At 67.4% G+C, this 21,823-nt stretch carries 24 protein-coding genes and 1 pseudogene; 12 read left to right on the top strand and 13 right to left on the bottom strand.

The window, feature by feature from the left end; translation table 11 throughout:
• From QH196_RS02130 to QH196_RS02175, 10 genes and pseudogenes are all read right to left on the bottom strand, one after another.
• Positions 1-129, bottom strand: a pseudogene (locus tag QH196_RS02130) (homoserine kinase); the annotation flags it as partial.
• Positions 130-454: 325 nt separating this feature from the next.
• Positions 455-793: a monovalent cation/H(+) antiporter subunit G gene (gene mnhG, locus QH196_RS02135; RefSeq protein ID WP_280414048.1), complete on the bottom strand. Its 339-nt coding sequence runs from the start codon at positions 791-793 to the stop codon at positions 455-457.
• Positions 790-1,050 (bottom strand): monovalent cation/H+ antiporter complex subunit F, encoded by a 261-nt coding sequence (locus QH196_RS02140; RefSeq protein WP_062977854.1) that lies wholly within the window; start codon positions 1,048-1,050, stop codon positions 790-792. The genes mnhG and QH196_RS02140 overlap by 4 nt, the downstream gene beginning before the upstream one ends.
• Positions 1,047-1,601 (bottom strand): Na+/H+ antiporter subunit E, encoded by a 555-nt coding sequence (locus QH196_RS02145; RefSeq protein ID WP_280414049.1) that lies wholly within the window; start codon positions 1,599-1,601, stop codon positions 1,047-1,049. The genes QH196_RS02140 and QH196_RS02145 overlap by 4 nt, the downstream gene beginning before the upstream one ends.
• Complete coding sequence (locus QH196_RS02150; protein WP_280414050.1) at positions 1,598-3,193, bottom strand: Na+/H+ antiporter subunit D; 1,596 nt, start codon at positions 3,191-3,193, stop codon at positions 1,598-1,600. The genes QH196_RS02145 and QH196_RS02150 overlap by 4 nt, the downstream gene beginning before the upstream one ends.
• Positions 3,190-3,570 (bottom strand): Na(+)/H(+) antiporter subunit C, encoded by a 381-nt coding sequence (locus tag QH196_RS02155; protein ID WP_280414051.1) that lies wholly within the window; start codon positions 3,568-3,570, stop codon positions 3,190-3,192. Before QH196_RS02155 ends, QH196_RS02150 begins: the two co-directional genes overlap by 4 nt.
• On the bottom strand, positions 3,567-6,356 hold the full coding sequence (locus QH196_RS02160) for a Na+/H+ antiporter subunit A (protein ID WP_280414052.1): 2,790 nt from the start codon (positions 6,354-6,356) through the stop codon (positions 3,567-3,569). The genes QH196_RS02155 and QH196_RS02160 overlap by 4 nt, the downstream gene beginning before the upstream one ends.
• Positions 6,357-6,571: 215 nt before the next feature.
• A complete protein-coding gene (locus QH196_RS02165; RefSeq protein ID WP_280414053.1) occupies positions 6,572-8,815 on the bottom strand; it encodes an AAA family ATPase in 2,244 nt (747 codons plus the stop codon).
• A 31-nt stretch (positions 8,816-8,846) separates the two neighbouring features.
• On the bottom strand, positions 8,847-9,305 hold the full coding sequence (locus tag QH196_RS02170; protein WP_280414054.1) for a hypothetical protein: 459 nt from the start codon (positions 9,303-9,305) through the stop codon (positions 8,847-8,849).
• Positions 9,306-9,748: 443 nt separating this feature from the next.
• A complete protein-coding gene (locus QH196_RS02175; RefSeq protein WP_280414055.1) occupies positions 9,749-9,910 on the bottom strand; it encodes a hypothetical protein in 162 nt (53 codons plus the stop codon).
• A 199-nt stretch (positions 9,911-10,109) separates the two neighbouring features.
• Between QH196_RS02175 and QH196_RS02180 the strand changes: the two genes are divergently transcribed.
• The gene (locus tag QH196_RS02180) at positions 10,110-10,562 is read left to right on the top strand and encodes an SRPBCC family protein (RefSeq protein ID WP_280414087.1); all 453 of its coding nucleotides are present in this window, start codon (positions 10,110-10,112) and stop codon (positions 10,560-10,562) included.
• Here the strand turns inward: QH196_RS02180 and QH196_RS02185 are convergent.
• On the bottom strand, positions 10,537-11,583 hold the full coding sequence (locus tag QH196_RS02185) for a beta-ketoacyl-ACP synthase III (RefSeq protein WP_280414056.1): 1,047 nt from the start codon (positions 11,581-11,583) through the stop codon (positions 10,537-10,539). The two genes, QH196_RS02180 and QH196_RS02185, sit on opposite strands and share 26 nt — an antisense overlap.
• Positions 11,584-11,838: 255 nt before the next feature.
• Here QH196_RS02185 and QH196_RS02190 point away from each other — a divergent pair, with 255 nt between their 5' ends.
• From QH196_RS02190 to QH196_RS02230, 9 genes are all read left to right on the top strand, one after another.
• Complete coding sequence (locus QH196_RS02190; RefSeq protein WP_062977869.1) at positions 11,839-12,099, top strand: GlsB/YeaQ/YmgE family stress response membrane protein; 261 nt, start codon at positions 11,839-11,841, stop codon at positions 12,097-12,099.
• Positions 12,100-12,239: 140 nt separating this feature from the next.
• Positions 12,240-12,965 (top strand): phosphatidylserine decarboxylase, encoded by a 726-nt coding sequence (locus QH196_RS02195; protein WP_280414057.1) that lies wholly within the window; start codon positions 12,240-12,242, stop codon positions 12,963-12,965.
• The gene (locus QH196_RS02200; RefSeq protein WP_280414058.1) at positions 12,965-13,858 is read left to right on the top strand and encodes a CDP-alcohol phosphatidyltransferase family protein; all 894 of its coding nucleotides are present in this window, start codon (positions 12,965-12,967) and stop codon (positions 13,856-13,858) included. The genes QH196_RS02195 and QH196_RS02200 overlap by 1 nt, the downstream gene beginning before the upstream one ends.
• A 51-nt stretch (positions 13,859-13,909) precedes the next feature.
• Entirely contained in the window at positions 13,910-14,677 is a 768-nt protein-coding gene (locus tag QH196_RS02205) for a Clp protease N-terminal domain-containing protein (protein WP_280414059.1), read from the top strand.
• Between the two features lie 142 nt (positions 14,678-14,819).
• Complete coding sequence (locus tag QH196_RS02210; protein WP_033246356.1) at positions 14,820-15,113, top strand: DUF222 domain-containing protein; 294 nt, start codon at positions 14,820-14,822, stop codon at positions 15,111-15,113.
• Between the two features lie 253 nt (positions 15,114-15,366).
• Complete coding sequence (gene groL / locus QH196_RS02215; RefSeq protein WP_280414060.1) at positions 15,367-16,992, top strand: chaperonin GroEL; 1,626 nt, start codon at positions 15,367-15,369, stop codon at positions 16,990-16,992.
• A 152-nt stretch (positions 16,993-17,144) separates the two neighbouring features.
• Positions 17,145-17,363, top strand: a complete 219-nt coding sequence (locus tag QH196_RS02220) for a type II toxin-antitoxin system VapB family antitoxin (RefSeq protein ID WP_068044211.1) — start codon at positions 17,145-17,147, stop codon at positions 17,361-17,363.
• Complete coding sequence (locus QH196_RS02225; protein ID WP_280414061.1) at positions 17,360-17,782, top strand: PIN domain nuclease; 423 nt, start codon at positions 17,360-17,362, stop codon at positions 17,780-17,782. Before QH196_RS02220 ends, QH196_RS02225 begins: the two co-directional genes overlap by 4 nt.
• Before the next feature lie 90 nt (positions 17,783-17,872).
• Entirely contained in the window at positions 17,873-18,652 is a 780-nt protein-coding gene (locus QH196_RS02230) for a hypothetical protein (protein ID WP_280414062.1), read from the top strand.
• Between the two features lie 68 nt (positions 18,653-18,720).
• Here QH196_RS02230 and QH196_RS02235 read toward each other — a convergent pair whose 3' ends face one another.
• Positions 18,721-19,611, bottom strand: a complete 891-nt coding sequence (locus QH196_RS02235; RefSeq protein WP_280414063.1) for an NAD(P)-dependent oxidoreductase — start codon at positions 19,609-19,611, stop codon at positions 18,721-18,723.
• Between the two features lie 145 nt (positions 19,612-19,756).
• Between QH196_RS02235 and QH196_RS02240 the strand changes: the two genes are divergently transcribed.
• On the top strand, positions 19,757-20,113 hold the full coding sequence (locus tag QH196_RS02240) for a winged helix-turn-helix transcriptional regulator (RefSeq protein WP_280414064.1): 357 nt from the start codon (positions 19,757-19,759) through the stop codon (positions 20,111-20,113).
• A gap of 34 nt (positions 20,114-20,147) precedes the next feature.
• Here QH196_RS02240 and QH196_RS02245 read toward each other — a convergent pair whose 3' ends face one another.
• Positions 20,148-21,146, bottom strand: a complete 999-nt coding sequence (locus QH196_RS02245; RefSeq protein ID WP_280414065.1) for an SMP-30/gluconolactonase/LRE family protein — start codon at positions 21,144-21,146, stop codon at positions 20,148-20,150.
• Between the two features lie 121 nt (positions 21,147-21,267).
• Between QH196_RS02245 and QH196_RS02250 the strand changes: the two genes are divergently transcribed.
• Positions 21,268-21,732, top strand: coding sequence for a MarR family winged helix-turn-helix transcriptional regulator (locus tag QH196_RS02250; RefSeq protein ID WP_280414066.1), 465 nt, complete (start codon positions 21,268-21,270; stop codon positions 21,730-21,732).
• The last annotated feature ends 91 nt before the right edge of the window (positions 21,733-21,823 follow it).

Here is a 21,823-nt window from a genome sequence, read left to right on the forward strand (position 1 = left end):
GAGTGCGAGCACCGTGGGGCCGGCGCCAGAAACGGTAGCCGCGATTCCGGCGGCCCGCAAGCGGTCGATCCAGGCGGTCGTCAGCGGCAGGGCGGGTGCGCGCTGGGTTTGGTGCAACCGGTCCGCGGTCGGCCAGGATCAGCCGCAGCTGGCGCCGGGCCAGGGTGGAGAACTGCTTCCAGGCACCCGATTGTGGCGGCGAGCCACCACCACCCTGTCGCGCCCCGGGCGGCGGTGGGGGCGGCCGCGCCGCCCGCCCGCCCCCCCCCCCGCCCCCCCCCCCCCCCCCCCCCCCCCCCCCCCCCCCCCCCCCCCCCCCCCCCCCCGGGCCGAAACCTTTCAGGGCCTCGCTGGACTCGGCACCGAGGTTGGTCACTCTCGGGTTCGGCGCGGCTCGAGTTCGGCAGCTACGAGGTTCGCGGGTCTGCCGGGGGACCCGTCTGGGCAGGCACCTTTACTTGTCGAGTTTGTCGCCGAGTTCGTCGACTACGAGCAGGTCGGCGCGGTAGCGGCGTTCCCGGTAGGCGGTGCGGCCGATGAGGTGGGCGATCACCGGGGCGGTGAGCAGGGTGAACAGGCCCACGAGTATCAGCATCCAGACGTTCGGGTCGTCGTAGACCCGCAGGCAGGTTCCGGCGAGTACCAGGTTGAGGCCGATCACCTGTGGTTTGGTGGCGGCGTGCATGCGTAGCAGGGTGTCGGGGAAGCGGACGATCCCGATGGCCGCGGTGAGCGCCATCAGCGCGCCGATGATGATCAGTGTGCCCGACAGCCAGTTCAGTATCGTGCTCATCGGTCGTCCCGGACCCGGTAGCGGGTGACGGCCGCGGATCCCAGGAAACCGACCAGGGAGAGTGCGACGATGGCGGGTACCACGGACGTGTCGCGGCTGTAGGCGGCCCAGACCGCCAGACCGCAGATCGCCATCGCGATGATCGAGTCGATGCCGACCACTCGGTCGAGGGTGCCGGGGCCGGCGAGGATCCGGTACCCGGTGATCAATGCGGCCGCCGAGAGCAGGATGCCGGCCACTACGGCTACGACGATCACGGCTTCACCTCCTGAGTGGGCAGCGGGGTTGCGCGGTTCTCGAGGCCCGCGATCAGCAGTGCTTCGATCTGCCGGATGGTGCGGTAGAAGCTGGTGACCGCCTTATCGCTGCTGACATCGATGACGTGGACGTAGGCCACGCAGCGTTCCCGGTCGATCTCGAGCACCATGGTGCCGGGGATCAGGTTCAGCAGGTTGGTGCACAGCACCATCACGAAATCCGAGCGGAACGCGAACTGCACCTCCAGCACACCCGATACGGGCGCCGGTCCGGGTCGTAGCGCGAACCAGGCGAGCTGGAGACTCGATTCGATCGCGGAGTAGACGCTCACGGCCAGCAGTTTCAGCAGCGGCCATATTCGCAGCCGGCCGCGTACCGGGATCCGGGGCAGCGGCAGCGCCACCATGATCACCGTTCCGACCGCCAGGCCCGCCAGCACGTTGGCCGGGCTGATCTGCCCCCACAGCGCGACCCACACGACCGTCAGCCAGAGCAGTACGCCGAGGCGATGGATATTGTCGCGGCTGAGTGCCAGCCGCAGCCGGGTCATTTCGTGCCCCCGTCGAGGACGGCGCCGATATAGATCCCGCGGTCCTGTAGTTCGGCGGCGGAGCGGTCGGCGATGCCCAGTACCGGACCGGCCCAGACGGTGAGCGCGACACCCACCGCGACCAATGCGGCGGTCGGCAGCACCATCATGGCGGGCAGCCGGCCGGGGTCGGTGCGTTCGTCGTAGAGCATGTCGGTGTTGTCCTCGACCAGCGAGGGCAGTGTCGCCGAGACCAGATGGCCGTCCGGGGCCTGTTCCCGCGGCCGCCAGAACGCCTTGCTCCACACCCGGGCCATCACATAAAGCGTGAGCAGGCTGGTCACGATCGATCCGGCGACGAGGATCCAGGCCAGGGCACTGCCGTCCTGGGCGCCCGCCTGCAGGAGCGCGACCTTCCCGATGAAACCGGAGAAGGGCGGTATTCCACCGAGGTTGAGCGCGGGGATCAGGAACAACGCGGCCAATATGGGGCTCGCCGCGGCCATTCCGCCCACTCGGCGCAGCGAGGTGGACCCGGCTTGTCGCTCGATCAGACCGGCGACCAGGAAGAGCGCGGTCTGCACCAGAATGTGGTGCGCGATGTAGTACACGGCGCCGGCCAGGCCGATCTTGCTCGCGATCCCCACCCCGAACATCATGTAGCCGATATGGCTGACCAGCGTGAAGGAGAGCAGCCGGCGGATATCGTTCTGCGCGATCGCGCCGAATATGCCGATCAGCATGGTGAGCAGGCCGGCGATCAGCAGCAGATTGTCGAAGCCGCCATCGGGGAACAGCAGGGTCTGGGTGCGCACGATGGCATAGACACCCACCTTCGTGAGCAGGCCGGCGAAGACCGCGGTGACCGGTGCGGGGGCGGTGGGGTAGGAATCGGGCAGCCAGTTGGACAGCGGGAACACCGCCGCCTTGATGGCGAACGCGACGAGCAGGACGGCGTAGACCGCCTGGCGGATACCGTCGGGAACGCTATCCATCCGCGTGGCCAGCTGCGCGAGATTCAGGGTGCCGGTGGCCCCGTAGACGACGGCGATACCGATCAGGAAGATCAGCGACGACACCATCGACACCATCACATAGGACACACCTGCGCGGATGCGTTCGGCGGTGGCGCCGAGGGTCAACAGGACGAACGAGGCCACCAGCAGGATTTCGAAGCCGACGAACAGGTTGAACAGATCGCCGGCCAGGAAGGCCATCGAGACACCGCCGTTGAGCACCAGATAGGTGGGCCAGAAGATCGAGGTCGGCTGGCGCACCTTACTGTCGCCGATATTCTGCCCGGCGCCGTAGGCGGCGACGGCGAGCAGCACGATCTGCGAGACCAGCAGCATCGCCGCCGACAGCCGGTCCACCACGATGGTGATACCGATCGGGCTCTCCCAGCCGCCGACCTGCACCGCGACCGTACCGTCGCGATCGGCCAGATACAGCATGAAGGCGCACACCACGACGGCGGCGGTGAGCGCGACCATGACGACAACCCGCTGGAAGCGGGGCCGGCGGCCGACGATGAGGGTCGCGGCGGCGGTGAGCAGCGGGATGAGCACCGGCAGCGGTGCCAGGACGGGAAGCAGGGTCTGCGGAAGGGTCATTCTTCGGGTTCCTCCCGCTCGCGCTCGGCGATCCCGACATCCTCCGGGTCGTTCTCGACTTTTTCGCTGGTGGTCAGGATGTAGGAGCGATACGCGAGTGCCAGGACGAACGCGGCGACACCCATGGTGATGACGATGGCGGTCAGGATCAGGGCCTGGGCGAGCGGGTCGGCCATGGTGTCGCGCACGGTATCGGTCGCGCCTTGGATGGGCGGTGCGCCGTCGGGGCCGCCCATGGTGAGGATGAGTAGGTTGACGGCATTGCCGACCAGCAGGATGCCGAGCAGCATCTTCGTGACCGTGCGTTCGAGCAGCAGGTAGACACCGCAGGCCACCAGGACTCCGACGACGGTCAGCAGGGTGAGGTTTGCGCTCATGATTGCACCAGCTCGTCGTCGAGTCGCGCGCCGAGGCTGCGCAGTACGTCCAGGACCAGTCCGAGCACGATCAGGTAGACACCGAGGTCGAAGAACAGCGAGGTCACCAGCTTGACGTGCCCCAGCACCGGAAGGGTGGCCTCCAGGATGACCGACTGCAGCGGCGGCGCGCCGAACAGCAGCGGGACGGTGGCCGTTCCGGCGGCCAGGATCAGACCGGCCCCAAGTAGATGACCGGCGTCGACGGGCAGCGCCTCACCCAGTTCGTACTGTCCGCCGGCCAGATAGCGCAGGACCAGTGCGAGGCCGGCGATGAGGCCGCCGGCGAAACCGCCGCCGGGGGCGTTGTGGCCGGAGAAGAAGAAGTAGACCGACAGCACCATCATCGTCGGGAACACCAGGCGAGTGGTGATCTGCAGGACCATCGACCGGTCCCGGCGGTCCACCAGCCGGCCGGCGGGCAACCAGCCCACTTTCCCCGGGTTGTAGTTCGGTGCGTCGGCCGCCCGCGGCGGCAGGCCGAACCGGCGGCTGCGGAACACCAGCGAGGCCACGCCGGTGGCGGCCACCAGCAGCACCGATATCTCGCCGAGGGTGTCCCAGGCGCGCATATCGACCAGCAGTACGTTGACCGCGTTCTTACCGCCGCCGAATTCGTAGGCGGCCGCGGGGATCCGTTCCCAGATCGGTTCGGTACTGCGCGCGGCCGTGGCGAAGGCCGCCAGCACGGGCACCGTGATACCGGCGGCGACGGCGATCGCGGCCCGGCCGATCTGGAAGCCGGCCTGCTGTTCCGGCCCGATCTCGGCCGGGAAAGCGCGCAGGACCAGGACGAAGGCCACCAGTGTCAGCGTTTCCACCAGGAACTGGGTCAGCGCCAGATCGGGTGCGCCGTGCAGGGCGAAGATCACGCCGCAGCCGTAGCCGGTGAGCCCGACCACCAGCACACTTGCCAGGCGGTTGCGCAGCACGGTGGCGCCCAGGGCCATGGCGATCATGATCGCGCCGATCACCAGTTGCAGCGGGCGGTCCCAGAGCCGCAGCTCGACTCCCGTGCGGGTGCCGAGGGCCAGCACGGTCGCCGGGAGAATTACCAGGGTGCCCAAGATGACGGCCTGGTTCAGCGGGAGGGAACCGCGCTGCACCGAACCGGTCATCCGCAGTGATGCCCGGTCCATGGCGCGCAGGGCGGCATCGTAACCGCGGTCGGCGTTGCCGAGGAGTGTCGTCGATTCACCGAACCAGTCGCGCCGGAAGAAGAACAGCGCACCCACGGCGATGATCACCACGGTGAGCAACAGTGGCCAGGTCAGGCCGTGCCACAGTTGCAGGTGCCCGGTCAGTTCTCCGGGCAGAGTCTTCGCGTACGGCGCGAGCAGGCCGTCCACCCAGGGAGCGGCGAGTCCGGCGCCCAGCGAGCCGAGCGCCAGCAGCGCGGGAGCGGCGAGGAACGCCGGTCCGGGAGCGTGCCAGTCCGGAACCCGGATCCCGGGTTTGTCGGCGAAGGCGCCCCAGACGAAACGCGCACTGTAGGCGACGGTGAGCATGGACCCCAGCACCACACCGGCGAGGAGCAGCCATTTCCCCGTACCGCTCAGCGGTGGGTCGGCGGCGATTTCGGCGGCCAATGCCGATTCCTTGGCCACGAAACCCCAGAGGGGTGGAATTCCGGCCATGCTGAGCGCCGCCAGGACGGTGGTGCCCAGCAGGACGGGCGCACGGCGCCCCAGACCGGACAGTTCGCGGATATCGCGGGTTCCCGCGCCGTGGTCGATGATGCCGACCACCAGGAACAGGCAGGCCTTGAAGAGGGCATGGGCGAGGAGAAGTCCCACACCGGCCAGTGCCGCATCGGGGGTGCCCAGGCCGACCATGATCACCAGGAAGCCCAGCTGGCTGACGGTGCCGAAGGCGAGGACCAGTTTCAGGTCGGTGACCTGCATGGCGCGCAGGCCGGCCAGCAACATCGAGGCAAGGCCGAGGGTGAGGATCAACGGCCGCCAGACCGGTTCGTCGGCGAACGCGGGCGCGAGGCGGGCGATCAGGTAGACACCTGCCTTCACCATGGCCGCAGCATGCAGATACGCGCTGACCGGGGTGGGGGCGGCCATCGCGCCGGGCAGCCAGAAATGCAGTGGGACGATGGCCGATTTGCTGAGCGCGCCGATCAGTACCAGCACCAGCCCGACCTGCACCGCGATCCCGCCCGGCGACTCCCGGGCGAGCAGGCCGGAGAGCAGATAGCTGTCGTAGGCCTGCCCGAGTACGACGATGCCGCCGAGCATGGCCAGCCCACCCGCGCCGGTGACCAGCAGTGCCTGCAATGCCGACCGGCGCCCGGCCGCGCTGTCGGAGTTGTGGCCGACCAGCAGGAAGGAGAGCACCGTGGTGATCTCCCAGAAGACGAACAGCAGCAGCATGTTGTCGCTGGTGACCAGTCCGAACATGGCCCCGGCGAACGCGACCAGCCAGGCGGCGAAGGACCCCAGCTTCGGTTCGTCGTCGTCGAAGTAGCGGGCGCAATAGGCGAGCACGAGTGCGCCGATACCGAGTACGAGCGCGCTCATCACGGTGGCGAGGGAGTCGAACCGCAGCTGCAGCGAGAGGTTGATGGTGGGTGCCCAGGCGTAGCTGACCTGCTGGACGTCGTTCCATCCGGCGATCACCCACCCCAGGGAGACCAGCGGTACCAGTGCCAGCGGGTAGAACGCCTTACGCCCTACTGCTCGCACGGCTGCGGGCGCGACAAGCGCGGCCAGGGCGTGTGCAAGCAGGATGGCGAGCAAGCGTTACCTCCGTCGGAATCAGGGGCGGCGGGGTATTGCGCGCTCATCATATGCGAGCACGAACTGGCACAATCGTACACGTATGCGGACCTCGGTCCGTATTCGGCTACCGTTCGGCAACGATTTGCGCAGGTCAGACATAACGGACAGGGGTGCTGCGGCGACCGGGCCGCAGCGGTGTCGACCTCAGTCGTAACCGGCGTCGCCGGCAGTACTCACCGTTCGGAATAGCGGCGTAGTGCCTCGACCTGAGCCGGGTCGAGTGAAGGCCGGACGGCCTGGCGTGCGGCGGCGATATCGTCGGCGGTGACATCGGCGGCCAGCACATCGCGGCGCATTGCGGCGAGCGCGGCTTCGCGCAGGAGTGCGGCGCAGTCCGCGGCGGAGAAACCGTCCAGGTCGGCGGCCAGCCGGGGCAGGTCCACCGATTCGGTCAGCGGGACCGAGCGCCCCGCCGTTCGCAGGATCGCCTCCCGGGCCTGCGCGTCCGGCGGTGGAACGAACACCAGACGTTCGAGGCGGCCCGGCCGCAGCAGTGCCGGGTCGATGAGTTCCGGACGGTTCGTGGCCCCCAGCACCACTACGTCACGGAGCGGTTCTACCCCGTCCAGTTCGGTCAGCAGGGCCGCGACCACGCGGTCACCGACCCCGGAGTCGGAACTCTGCCCGCGCCGCGGCGCCAGCGCGTCCACCTCGTCCAGGAAGATCAGCGACGGCGCCGAATCGCGGGCGCGCTGGAACAGTTCACGCACCGCCCGCTCCGACGAGCCGACCCATTTGTCCATCAACTCCGCGCCCTTGACCGTGTGCACACTCAGCTGTCCACTACCCGCCAGCGCACGGACCAGGAAAGTCTTCCCGCATCCCGGCGGGCCGTACAGCAGGACTCCGCGGGGTGGTTCGATTCCCAGCCGGGCGAACGAATCGGGGTGCCGCAGCGGCCAGAGCACCGCCTCGGTGAGTGCCTGTTTGGTCTCGGCCATATCGCCGACGTCATCGAGGCCGAGACTGCCGATCGCCAGTTCTTCGGTTCCCGACCGGGACAGCGGCCGGATCACCTCCAGTGCGCCCAGCAGGTCTTCGTGCTCCAGCCGGGGCTCGGTGCTGTCTTCCCGGCTGGCCCGCGCCGCAGCTCGCAACGCCGCCTCCCGGCACAGCGCCGCGAGATCGGCGACCACGAAACCGGGCGCGGACGCGGCGATCTTCTCGAGCCGGAGTTCACCGGTGGGCACCTTCGCCAGCAACTGCTCGAGCAGGGCCTTACGAATGGCCGCCGTGGGCAGGGCCAGCGCGAGTTCGCGATCGCACAGGTCCGGCGCACGCAGCCGGGAATCGACCGCGGCGGGATGCGCGGTGGTCGCCAGCAATGCCACACACGGTTCGGCCACCGCCGCGCGCAACTGATCCAGGATCAGGATGGCCACCGGTTCGGCCGGTTCCGGGAGCAGGGCATCGATATCGGTGATGAGCAGTATGCCGCCCTTACCCGAGGTTGCGGCCACAGCGGCTGCCACCTCGCGTAACCGGGCTCCGCTCTCGGCGGCGCCGACCGAGGGGCCGTCCAACTCCACCACCCGGCGCGGTGCGGCCACCGCCCGCGCCAGCGTGGCCTTGCCGACCCCGGCCGGTCCGGTGATGAGAACGCCCAGGTGGGGCGCGGCGCCCAGCGCTTTCAGCAATTCGGGTTCGTCGAGCGCCAGGCTCAGCCATTCTTCGAGTTTGGCGGCCTGCTGGCGTGCACCGGCCAGTTCTTCCACGCGGACTCCGGTGGCGGGTGTGCTGGTCACCGGTACGGCTCCGGGAAGGTCGGTTTCGCAGACGGTGTCGAGATGGCTCGGTATCAGCGGTTGGTCCGGCACACCTTGTCCGTTGACCCGCACCACCGCCGTCTGACTCCCGGCGCCCGCGCCCGCGGTCCATTCGACCGCCGAATTCGGCTGCACGCTCACCGGGCCGGGCGGCTCGGTGGCGACCACTGTGAGCAGTTCGGAGGTCCAGGCGATGCCGAACGCCCGCGACAAGGCCTGGCTGGCCGCCGACGACGGGATATCCGGGCCGAGATCGCGGGGCAGCAGTGAGACCGTATCGCCGACGGTGACGACCTTGCCGAGCAGCGCCTGCCGCAGGGTAGCGGCCGGTATCGACTGTGTGGCGTGCCGGGACCCGCTCACCGAAATATGCCGGGCGCCGTGCACTGCCGCGGGCGAGACCACCACGGTGGCGTTCTCCCGCAACCCGGCGTTGGACAGGGTCACATCGTCGAGCAGGGCGGTGCCGGCCGGCGTATCGGCCGGGGCGCGACCGGCGACGGCGGCGGTCCGGCGGGCGCCGACCAGCGTGATCCCGTCCCATTCGCGTAGTCCCAGCGCGGTCAGCACTTCCGGGTGCAGCCGGATCACCCCCCGCCGGGCATCCGCGGCGGACGAATTCAGTCGGGCGGTCAAAGCCAGTTCAGCCACAGTGTCTATTCTGCGCGCGGAGAAAGGCGCCTCACCCGTTGACGACGATCCCGGAGACCACGGCGACCTTCTGATCGGCGAGTTTGCTGGAATTGCAGACCAGTTTCGCGGTGCCGAGGGCGGCATTGGGGTTGCCGACGAAGGTGGAATCGGGGTTCTCGGCGAGAATCGTCTGCACCAACTGCTGCTGCTCCGGTTCGTCGAGCTGGGCGAACTGGGCGCATGTGGTGTCGGATGCTCGTTCGGAGACGGGGGCTTCCTCTTCGGCGGCGGAGGTCTGCGCGGGCGCCTCGGAGGCTTCGGGGGTTTCGCCTGGTGCGGGGGTTTCGTTCGTGTCGCCGGTCTCGGATTCGGTCTGCGGCGATGTCTGCCCGGTAGCGGTGTTCTTGCGGAGCCCGGACGCTTCGGCGGGTTCTTCCGACGAGCAACCGGTCAGCATCAGCGCCGCGGTGGCGGTAGCGGCCAGGACAACAGTTGAAATTCGCTTCATAACGCATTCCCCGAGATCAGCCACGCCGGAGCCTCCGGCGCGACCAGCAGCGTACTGTAACTATGGCGCCGCCTCCGGCGTCGCGGGGTTCGGGGCCCCCTTGGTCTCGTTCTTCACTCCGCCGCTCCTCCGCTTCGCTCCCCCGCTCTGTCGCTCCAGAACGAGACGGGCCCCGAACCATGGAGGTGATCCGAATCGAAGCGGGTGGATTCGTGGTGGTGGCGCGGCGTCTCGGGTGCAGTTGGTGTAGATCCGAGACGGGCACTCAACCATCGAGGTGAACCGACGTGGGAGGTGGGTTCTGTGTTTATGGCGCTGCCTGCGTAACGCCTGGTTCGAGGGGGCTCTTGTGCCGAACCATCGGGGTGGGCGGCAAGCGCGGGTGGGATCTGCGGCTGAGGATGGCCGAGGGCCCGGTTTCGCCGGGCTCGGGGCCGGCAGAATCAGACCCGGTGTCTGCGCACCATATCGAGTTCGGTGGGGGTGAGCAGACGTTCCAGCCGCTCGTCGACGCGGTCGTCGCCGACGACGTCATCCGGTTCGAGGGCGGGCAGCTTGGGTAGGCCCTCGGAGTTCTGGCGGCGTAATAGCGAGCGAAGGTTCACGGCCCATCACCTTACCGTAGCTGAGTGTTTGCTGGTGGCGTGTCGTCCTTGCGTTGGCGTTAACTGAACCGGCGGGTCTTACGCCTCGATTCTGCTTCCGGATCCACGCTATCGATATGCCGGCCGGGAAAATGTGACCGAGACGAAGCCGATCGCTACTCTTTCTGATACTTGGAGTGTCAGCTACCTGGAGGCAATGGTGCCGAAGAACTTGGAAGCCAGTATCGATATCGCCGCGGCGCCGGACCGGGTCTGGGCGGTGCTCGCCGACCCGCGCCGGATGCCGGAATTCAGCCCGCAATGCGTGCGCATGATCCCGATCGGCAAACCGAAGGCCGGCGTGATCACCGTCAACCTCAACCGCGACGGCTGGAAGTTCTGGCCGACCACCTCGCGCATCCTGCGCTACGAGAAGAACAGCGCCTTGGCGTTCCGGGTCAGCCAGAACCGCACCGTCTGGACCTACACGCTCGAGGCGACCGCGGACGGAACCCGGCTCACCGAACGCCGCGACGTCCCCAACGGCACCACCTGGGTCTCGCAGACCTTGATCAACGCGATGCTCGGCGGCGAAGAAGCCTTCGAGGAGAGCTTGGTCCGCGGGATGAACGAATCGCTGGCGCAGATCAAGAAAGCGGTCGAGGCGAACTGAACTCCGGCAGCTTCACGACCTGCGCCGCGTAGGAGAGTCCGGCGCCGAAGGCGATCAGCAGTGCGGTATCGCCCGGTTTCGACTGGCCGGTTCGCAGCAGGGTCTCCATGGCCAGCGGAATCGAGGCTGCCGAAGTGTTGCCGGCCTCCTCGATATCGTTGGCCAGCGCGCAGTTCTCCGGAAGTTTCAGCACCCGCGCCATGATCTCGATGATCCGGCCGTTGGCCTGGTGCGGGATCATGGCGTCCAGGTCGTCCATGGCCAGCCCGGCCCGGTCGACCGCGTCGCGGCATACCTTCTCCAGCGAATGCGCCGCCCACCGGAACACCGCCGTGCCCTCCATCGCGAGGTAGGGCCGAACGGCGTCGAGGCCCTTCTCCTCGATCTCGGTGAAGAACTCGATCCAGTCCTTGTCCTGCCGGATCGCCTGGTGCTGGGTGCCGTCGGATCCCCATACGGTCGGGCCGATACCCGGTTCGTCGGCCGGGCCGACCACAACGGCACCCGCGCCGTCGGCGAACAGGAATGCGGTGCTGCGATCGGCCGGGTTGATCGTGTCGGTCAGTTTCTCCACGCCGATGACCAGCACCCGCGACGATGTACCGGCACGGACGAGGTCCGAGGCCATGGCCAGGCCGTGGCAGAAACCGGCGCATCCGGCGGAGATATCGAAGGCTGCGGCGCCGCCCGCGCCCAGTTCGGTGGCGATGCGGGGCGCGGCGGCCGGGGTGAGCAACAGGTGGGTGGAGGTCGCGACGATCACACAGTCGACCTGGTCGGCGGCGATCTTGGCGGATTCGAGGGCGCCGCGCGCGGCCGCGACGCTCATCGAGTGGATGGTTTCGGAATCGTCGGCGAATCGTCGGGTGCGGATACCCGAGCGGGTGCGGATCCACTCATCGCTGGAATCGATCGGCCCGGCCACTTCGTCGTTGGTGACGACGCGCGCCGGGCGATAGACGCCCAGTCCCAGGATCGCGGTGAATTGCGCCCCGGTCGTCTGGGCGATCTGAGTAGCCATGGTGCTTCTCCTATGTACCTGCGGCGGCATCGCCGCGAGGGTTGACCCGATTCGATGTGGATTCCTCGCCCGGCGTCGGCTGACGTCTGCCGGGCAATCCGAAGACATGAGGCACCCTCATATTAGCTCGGTGTTCGCGCGATGGCAGCTCATATCCGATTTTCCTCCAGGGGTTATCCGGACGGTGCCCGGGTATCGCCCGGGTAGGCGTTCGCCTCCGCGAGCGCGTAACCGGACAGATAGCGAGGGACACTCATGCTCGGTCTCGGCATAATCGGCTGGATCATCATCGGCGGGATTGCCGGCTGGATAGCCAGTAAGATCATGAAAACCGATGCACAACAGGGGATCCTGCTCAATATCGTGGTCGGTGTCGTCGGTGGTCTGCTCGGCGGCTTCCTGCTCGCGGCCTTCGGGGTCGACGTCGCGGGAGGTGGCTGGTGGTTCAGCTTCTTCACCTGCCTGGCCGGCGCGGTCATCCTGTTGTTCCTGGTGAAGTTGGTCGTCAGGAGGTAGACCTGCGGCGACACCCGGCACGAATACCCTGCTCGGCGTAAGGTGTGAACGCTTGCGCCGACAGGTTCGGCCGGGATGCCGCAGGTGTCCGACCGTACCGTCGGTCCGAGTGGATCGAATCGAGTATGAAAGAGGAATCTGTGGCACGCCGTCCCACTCCGCCCGGTACCCCGGAACGTACCGGGCCGGGCCATCTGGCCGATCTGGTGCGTAAAGCGGTCCCGCCGATGCACCCGGCCGGATTGCCGTTCGTAGCCGCGCCGCTGGCCGTGGCGCTGGCAGGCCGGCGTCGCCCCTGGCTACGGCGGGCCGGACTGGCCGCCGCCGCGGCGAGTGCCACATTCTTCCGGCACCCGCACCGGGTGCCGCCGAACCGGCCGGGCGTCGTGGTGGCGCCCGCCGACGGTGAGGTGGCGCTCGTCGATACCGCCGCCCCGCCTGCCGAGCTCGGTCTCGGGGATCGGCCGCTGCCGCGGGTGAGCATCTTCCTGTCCGTTCTGGACGTGCATGTGCAGCGGACACCGGTTTCCGGTGTGGTCCGCGATGTGCAATACCAGCACGGCAGTTTCAAATCCGCCGACCTCCCCGAAGCCAGCGCGGTCAACGAGCGCAACAGCATGGTGATCGACACCGAATCCGGCGAACAGGTGGTGGTGGTCCAGATCGCTGGACTGCTGGCGCGGCGGATCGTCTGTGATGCTGCTCCCGGTGACCGGATCACCATCGGCGACACCTACGGCCTGATCCGATTCGGTTCCCGGGTCGATACGTATTTCCCGGCCGGTACCGAACTGCTCGTGAACACCGGGCAGCGGACGATCGGAGGGGAGACGGTGCTGGCGGTTCTGCCGTCGGCGGGGTCGTGATGGAGCAGGTCATCGAAGGCAGGCGGCGCCGGTCCATCAGGTTGCTGCCCAGTATCGTCACGATCCTGGCGCTGTGCTCGGGGCTCTCCGCGGTGAAGTTCGGCCTCGAAGGCGAACTGAAGATCGCGCTGGCCATGATCGGCGCCGCCGCGGTGCTCGACACCCTGGACGGCCGGCTGGCCCGGTTGCTGTCGGCTACCACCAAGATCGGTGCGGAGCTGGATTCACTATCCGACGCCATCTCGTTCGGGGTGGCGCCGGCGCTGGTGATCTATGTCGTGCTGTTCGACGGTGAAAGCAGTAGCGCGGGCTGGATCATCGCGCTGCTGTACGCGGTGAGTATCGTGCTGCGGCTGGCGCGGTTCAATACGCTGATGGACGACGACACCCGGCCCGATTGGGCGCGGGAGTACTTCGTCGGCGTCCCCGCGCCCGCGGGTGCGCTGATTGCGATGGCGCCGATCGCGTTGTTCGTCCAGTTCGGTGACGGCTGGTGGACCAGTTTTCCGATCGTCGCGGCCTGGACGGTGTTCACCGCGGCATTGTGTGTGAGCACGATTCCGACGCTGGCCATGAAATCGGTCTCGGTGGCCCCGCAGGCTGCCGCGGGGTTGCTGGTATTGGTTGCGCTGGCCGGTGCCGCGCTGATCACCTACCCGATTGTGCTGTTGCTGGTGCTGATCGTGGTTTATCTGGGGCATATCCCGTTCGCCTGGTACTCGCAGCGGTGGGTGGCCGCCCGGCCCGAGACCTGGCAGTACAAACCGGCCGAACGGCGGGCTCAGCGGCGGGCCGATCGCCGGATGCCGGTGCTGCGCCGGCCGGAGATCCGGCGGCCGGTGCTACGTGGGGATTCCCGCCTGCGGTTGCGACGGCCGAGCGGCCGGAACTGAGATCGTCAACTCTCGGTTGACGATGACCATGCGTCAACCTATAGTTGACGCATGAACTCGCCAGTGCGTTTGGACGACCTCATCGAGGTCATCAAAAAAGCCCGTCCCGACAATGCCCTGGAACAACTGACCGACGCGGTGGTCGCCGCCGGACACCTCGGCGATGTGGCCGACCACCTGATCGGCCACTTCGTCGACCAGGCCCGCCGCTCCGGCGCCTCCTGGACCGAAATCGGCGCGAGTATGGGCGTCAGCAAACAGGCCGCGCAGAAACGTTTCGTTCCCAAGCCGCCGGGGGATCCGTCGGCCGAAATGGACCCCAACGCGGGCTTCGCCAAATTCACCGAACGGGCCCGGACCATGGTCGTCGCCGCCCAGGAAGCGGCCGGCGGCGCCGGTAGTGCCGAGATCCACCTGCCCCATCTCGTTCTCGGCCTGCTCAGCGAGTCCGACAGCCTGGCGGTCCGGCTCATCGCCGACCAGGGGGTCGCGCCGGCCGATCTCGCGGCCGCCGCCATCGCGGCATCGGGGGCGGAACCGGGTGCGGCGATCTCGCCCGAAGAATTGAAGGCCGCCACCTCCAGCGGCAAGATGAGCGGACTCGTGCCCTTCGACGCCGAAACCAAGAAGGCGCTGGAACTGACGTTCCGGGAGGCGCTGCGGCTCGGCCACAACTACATCGGCACCGAACACGTCCTGCTGGCGATCCTGGAACAGGAGAACGGGGCGGGCATCCTGTCCGATGCGGGCCTGCGTAAAGATGCGCTCAAGGCGCGGTTGGTCGAGATCCTGCAGCAGATCGTCGCCGGTAAACAGTAGCCCTCGGGTAGTGGTGTGCCCGATGACCAGCGGAAACCGGGCACGGGCGGGCATCGTCGTCGCGGTCGGCGAAGCGGTGGCGAGTCGTCTGCGTTCGCGTCGGCGCTCCCGGTGAGGGTGGTAGTCCCGGTAACCTATAGCAATGGCGGATGAAACGGACCCCGATCTGGTCGCCGGGGAACACCGGGACGATCTGCTGCGCGCGCTCACCTACGTCTCCACCGAATCCCTGTCCGATGGCAGTTACGTGGTCAACGGTGATCTGCCGCCCGAGGTCGCGCCGCCGTTCATCCGCGCGATCATGCGGGTCGAAGCGGAGCTGCTCCTGCACGATGCCGAATTCGTCACCATCGACGAGGGGGAACCACGGAGTCCGGAAGAGCGGCGCGCGGATGCTTTCCTGGCGCTCGCGCTCCGCGTCACCGACAGCCTCTGAGGTATTTCCGGCGGGGGAGCGCCGGGTTCTCGCGGTCTCCGCACCCATCGACCTTGCACTCGCTATCGGCGAGTGCTAAAAATGGCTTTGGCACTCTCGAACCCAGAGTGCTAGGTCGGGACGGTGAGATCGGGTACACGACACCCCTGGTCGTCCGTCGCGGGCACCGAGCCTGGCCACAGCGTAGCTAAGGGTGACCCGACAAGGCGGTCATCCTGTGTGTCAGCCTCATCATTTGGAGGATCTCACCGCAATGGCCAAGACAATTGCGTACGACGAAGAGGCCCGTCGCGGCCTCGAGCGGGGCCTGAACAGCCTCGCCGACGCGGTCAAGGTGACGCTGGGGCCGAAGGGCCGCAACGTCGTGCTCGAGAAGAAGTGGGGCGCCCCCACGATCACCAACGATGGTGTGTCCATCGCCAAGGAGATCGAGCTCGAGGACCCGTACGAGAAGATCGGCGCCGAGCTGGTCAAGGAAGTCGCCAAGAAGACCGACGATGTCGCGGGCGACGGCACCACCACCGCCACCGTTCTCGCTCAGGCGCTGGTGCGCGAAGGTCTGCGCAACGTCGCGGCCGGCGCGAACCCGCTGGGCCTGAAGCGCGGTATCGAGAAGGCCGTCGAGGCCGTCACCGCCAAGCTGCTCGACTCCGCCAAGGAGGTCGAGACCAAGGAGCAGATCGCCGCCACCGCCGGTATCTCCGCGGGTGACCCGTCCATCGGTGAACTGATCGCCGAGGCCATGGACAAGGTCGGCAAAGAAGGCGTCATCACCGTCGAAGAGGCGCAGACCTTCGGTCTGTCGCTGGAGCTCACCGAGGGTATGCGCTTCGACAAGGGCTACATCTCGGGCTACTTCGTCACCGACCCCGAGCGTCAGGAAGCGGTCCTCGAGGATCCGTACATCCTGCTGGTCGGCTCGAAGGTCTCCACCGTCAAGGACCTGCTGCCGCTGCTGGAGAAGGTCATCCAGGCCGGTAAGCCGCTGCTGATCATCGCCGAGGACGTCGAGGGCGAAGCCCTGTCGACCCTGGTCGTGAACAAGATCCGTGGCACCTTCAAGTCCGTCGCCGTCAAGGCCCCGGGCTTCGGTGACCGCCGCAAGGCCCAGCTCGCCGATATCGCCATCCTCACCGGTGGCGAGGTCATCAGCGAAGAGGTCGGCCTCAACCTGGAGACCGCCGGCATCGAGCTGCTCGGCCAGGCCCGCAAGGTCGTCGTCACCAAGGACGAGACCACCATCGTGGAGGGCTCCGGCGATGCCGAGGCCATCCAGGGCCGGGTTTCGCAGATCCGCACCGAGATCGAGAACTCGGACTCCGACTACGACCGCGAGAAGCTGCAGGAGCGCCTGGCCAAGCTGGCCGGCGGTGTTGCGGTCATCAAGGCCGGCGCCGCAACCGAGGTCGAGCTCAAGGAGCGCAAGCACCGCATCGAAGATGCCGTGCGCAACGCCAAGGCCGCCGTCGAAGAGGGCATCGTCGCCGGTGGTGGCGTGGCCCTGCTGCAGTCGGCTCCGGCTCTGGACGACCTGAAGCTCGAGGGTGACGAGGCGACCGGCGCGAGCATCGTCCGCGTCGCCCTGTCGGCTCCGCTGAAGCAGATCGCCTTCAACGCCGGCCTCGAGCCCGGCGTGGTGGCGGAGAAGGTTTCCAACCTTCCGGCCGGCCAGGGCCTCAACGCCCAGACCGGTGACTACGAAGACCTGCTCGGCGCCGGTGTCGCCGACCCGGTCAAGGTCACCCGCTCGGCCCTGCAGAACGCGGCCTCCATCGCGGCCCTGTTCCTGACCACCGAGGCCGTTGTCGCCGACAAGCCGGAGAAGGCGGCCGCCGCGCCGGCCGATCCGACCGGCGGCATGGGCGGCATGGACTTCTGAGTCCTGCCACCCGGCAACCAGTTTCGAGCCGATGGCCGGTCCACCTGCGGGTGGGCCGGCCATCGGCCTTTATGCGCTTTCGAGAGACCAACCCCTAGGTATCCTGGACGTCTAGTTATGACGTAGGAGATATCCCAAGGAGGTAGGCGATTATGGGATCTTCCAAGACGCCGATCGAGATCGACGACGAAGCGCTGGCGATCGCTGCGGAAGTACTCGGTACCAAGACCAAAAAGGACACCGTCAACGCTGCGCTCCGAGAGGTCGGCCAACGATTGGTCCGCATGCGCGCTCTCGCCCGTCTCGGCGAGATGGCCGACCAGGGTGACTTCGACGAGTTTCTCGACAACAAGGCGGCCTACCGCCGGTGACTCCTGCCATCTACCTCATAGATACGTCCGGACTGTTACGGATTCTCCAGGAGCCCTACCGGAAGGCATGGGCCGATCAGCTGGCCGTCGGAGTTATCGCCACTTGTCCTATCGTGGAACTCGAATTCCTGTACTCGGCCCGATCACTGGCCGACCGGCTCGAGAAGCGGCGACTACTACATGACTTGTTCGGCTGGACCCCGATGTCGGACCGGGCCTACGAGCGTGCAGAAGAGGTCCAGCAGCTGATGACGGAGCAGGGAACACATCGTTCGGCCGGCCCGGTCGACCTACTCATCGCGGCGACCGCCGAACACAGCCGCCTCACAATCCTCTGCGATGACAACGATTTCGCGACTGTTGCCCGGATAACCGGACAGCAGGTGGCGTTCGTGTCCGGTACCACCGGCGCCAGGTAGCTGAACTACCTTCGAAGCGTCGCCGACGAAGATGCGCTGGACCGGTCGAACCTTGTGCGGGAGGGTCTTTTGTCAACATACGATGAAAAGATGAGCGAGCCCAGCGCGTCCGCGCGGCAGATCCGGGCTTTCACGCCCGCCGATGTGCCGACCTGGGAACACATCGAGGGCGGGATCCGGCTCGGCTCCGTGGTGGGGGAGGGGTACGGCCGGATGAGCGTCGGCTTCACGCAGCTGGACGCCGGCACGCGGGCTCCGCTCTTGGCCCCCTATGAGGAAGTCTGGATCGTTACGGCGGGGACGATGATCGTCGACAGCGACGACGGCAGTGTTTCCGCGCGGCCGGGAGACCTGATCGCGCTGTGTGCGGCGAGCCGCGGTGAACTGCGCGTCGAGGCCGATGTGGAGATGATCGCGCTGGCATATCCGCCCGCGTGGGAAATCGATAGCGCGGCATGGGAAAGCGCCCGTGCCCGGTCGGTCGCAGGGCCGTCGGCGGTCGTATTGTCGCCCGGTGGGTCGCCGAGCCCGTGGCCACGGGGAGAAAGGCAGGAATTGTTCGCTGCCCACGAAAAGGCCGATTCTGCGCAGAATCACTTCGGAGTCGGGTTCTGGCGGGCAGATACCCAGGCCGACGTCGAGTTCTTCACCCGACACGACAATCTGGTGGCGGCAACGGCCGGGCAGTTCGAGATCCACGTCGGTGCGGACCTGAACTGCGACGGTTCCCCGGCTCCCGCGGGACGCGGACTCGTGACGGTCCGGCAGGGCGAATTCGCTTATCTCCCAGCAGGTGCCGCTGGCGCACTCTCGGCCGCTCCGGGTGCGGAACTGGCGTGGGCGCAGCAGACATTCCCGCCACTTTCGTGACTTCGGAACTATTCGCGGTGGGCGGCGCTGCTCGACGACTGAGACGCGATGCGCCGCCGCCGGCTGGGTCACCGGGCAGGCCGGATCGGTGGGTGCAGGCTTTCGAACATTCGCTCGGAGCTTTCGTGGCCGTAGCCGGCGGCGACCTGGCGGTCGACGAGGTTCTTCACCGGGCCGATGATGTCGAGGTCCACTCCGGCGTCGCGGCTGGCGGAGACGATGGCGTCGACTGCCGCTTTGGTGAAGTTCAGGCTCTGGAACGGCACCGAGTAGTCACCGCTGTCGATCTGTTCGCCTGCGGTGGGCAGGATCGAGAGGACGGCGCCCAGCCAGGCTTCGGCGCGACGGCCGAATTCGGTGGCGGACATACCGGCGGAGCGCACCATCGCGGCGCCGTGGTAGAAGCCGGAGAACATGACGTACATCCCGGACAGCAGTGCGAAATCGACGAGCGCGGCCTTGCCCGGTTCGGCGCCGAAATACTCTGCTGAGCCCAGTAGTTCGAGAACCTGCCGGTGCCGGTCGAACACCTCGGCCGAGCCGCTGTACAGCAAGGCCGAACCGGGCTGACCGATCATCGGCGGGGTAGCCATGATGCCACCGTCCAGGAACGGAATACCGTGCCCGGCAGCCCAATCGGCGAGTTCGCGGGCACCGGCGGGTTCGGTGCTGGTGAGGTTCACCAGATCGCGGCCGGCCAGTGTTGCGGTCACCGGGTCGAGGGTTTCGTGGACCGATGCGTGGTCGAACAGGCAGGCGATGATCAGATCTCCGGCGGCGACCGCTGTTTCGACCGAATCGGCGCCGCGGGCGCCGGCCGCTATCAGTTCGGCGTCCTTACCGGGGGTGCGGTTCCAGACGGTGGTGGGGTGCCCGGCTTTCACGAAAGTGGCTGCGAGGGCGCTGCCCATCGCGCCGAGTCCGAGCACGGTGACGGGGGTCGGTACGGGTTGTCCCATGGGGGGTGACTCCTTCTCGAGCACTGGTTCGGCACGTCGTCCGTGCGTGCACCGAGCGTCCCCCGCGTACTGTTGTTCCGGCAAGTACCTACTTTCTTGTCTGGTACTAACCAAATGGTATGCATGCAGGTAGTGAGGTCGAACGGTGAACGATAAGCGATGCGGTCCGTACTTCTGCGGTATCGACGCCGCGATGGATGTCGTCGGGGGCAAATGGAAATCGCTGATCCTGTGGGAGTTGCACGAGAAAGGTGTCCGGCGGTTCGGTGAACTCAAACGCGGGCTGCCCGGGATCTCCGAGAAGATGCTCATCCAGCAATTGCGGGAGCTGGCCGAGGACGGGATTGTGCATCGCGAGGTGTACCGGGAGGTGCCGCCGCGGGTCGAGTACTCGTTGACCGCCGACGGGACGGCGCTCAACGCGGCGCTGGAACCGCTCGGCCGCTGGGGTGCCGGCCGGATCGCCCGGATCGACGCCGGGCGGGTGCACGTCCCCACGTGATCGACGGCTCGGCGGTCTCGTCTGCGCGGGGTTGTCAGAATCCGGATACTGCCGTTACCCGGAACGGGGTGGTGGGTACGCCCGGTCCGCGCGGTCCGCCTTTGTCGAATTGTGAGGCGACGACCAGGGTCGTCTCCGGTCCGCGGACCAGGGTGGTCGGGGTGGCGAGGGTCTCGTCGTGGTGGCGGCCGGTGCGAGTTGCGGTGGTGCCGTCGGGCGACATCTCCCAGCGGGTGAGGGTGTTCTCGGTGTTGTGGGCGACCCGGAGGGTGCCGTCGTGGAAGTCGAGGCCGTCACCGAGGGTGAGATCGCCGCCGTCGAGGGCCACTTTGCTGATTGCGGTGGTGGTGAGGTCGATTCGGTAGAGGTCGCCGCCGGTGGAGTCGACTGTGAGCAGGTAGGACCCGGTGGGGTCGGCGACTATGCCGTTGAGGGTGTAGGCGCCTGGATCGTGGGGTTCCAGGGAGGGGTTCAGGTCGAAGGATTCGGTGAGTTCGCCGTGGCCGCCGGTGCTCATGGCATGGGTGAGGGCGTCGGCGGTGATCCGGTAGACGACTGCGCGGCGGCTGTCGGTGAGATAGGCCGTGCCGTCGGGAGTGAGGGCGAGGTCGTTGAGGAATCGGTCTGCCGGGCCGGTGACGTCGAAGCGGGCCAGCAGGGTGCGTGAGGTGAGGTCGTAGACGGTGACGCCGGTGGTGGAGTCGATCACCCAGAGGTGGCCGGCGGGGTCCACGCGTAACCCGTTGGCCGTCCGGCGGCCGTCGGTGCCGGCGGGCAGGAAGACCTCGGCGCGTGGGGTGTCAGGGGTCGCTCGGTAGATGGTCCCGTCGCCGAAGGAGCCGACGTAGATATCGCCGGTCCGTTCGTCCAGGGCGATGCCTTCCGGGTAGACCCGGTCGCCCGGAAGTGTGAACGCCGTCTCGACTCGGGGCGGCGAGGCGGCCGGGGCTGTCTCGCCGCAACCGGTGAGAGTGAGGCCCGCGGCTGCCGCCAGGAGTGCGGTTGACCAGCGGATTTTCTGTGGATCGAGCATCGGTTTCCCGGCCTTTCGTGGCATTCGGTAGTGCGCAGATCAAAGTGTGTACTCGAAGGTAGATTAGAGCTCTAATTCATGTCAACGCTCTAACTCAGGAAAGGATGGATACCATGCCTGCATGACCTCCATGCCCGCCGGCGAGCGCATCGGTTCGTACGTGAAACGCGCGGAACAAGCCCGCACCGCGGCCAAACTCGCCGTGCTGAAGCCCGCGGGGGTCACCGAGGCGCAATACGCGGCGCTGCTGTTCCTCACCGAGAACCCGGGGATTTCCGCCGCGGCGCTGGCCCGGCTCTGCGGGGTGACACCGCCCACCATGAACACCGTGCTCACCAACCTCGTCGATCGCGGACTGATCGAACGCACCCCGCACCCCTGGCACCGGAACGTGCTGGAAACCCGGCTCACCGAGAAAGGCGAATCGGTGATGCACGATGCCGATGCGCGCGCGATTGCCGTCGAGCGGTCCGTCGGCGAGGGGTTCACCGATTCCGAGCGGGAAACGTTGTTCCGGTTGCTCAGTCGCTGCGCCGACCTGTTCGACACTGCCCGCACAGAAATACCTGCCCGCTTCCGAACCTGAACCGGCTCGCGTCCGGACCACGGCGGCGACAGGGATAACCGCTGACGGCGTCGGCGTGCAGGCCGCAGCCTGCCGGTCCGGCGTGTAGATC

Origin of the sequence: Nocardia carnea (genome assembly GCF_029868325.1) — a bacterium.
In the GTDB taxonomy this organism is placed as follows: Bacteria; Actinomycetota; Actinomycetes; order Mycobacteriales; family Mycobacteriaceae; genus Nocardia; species Nocardia carnea_C.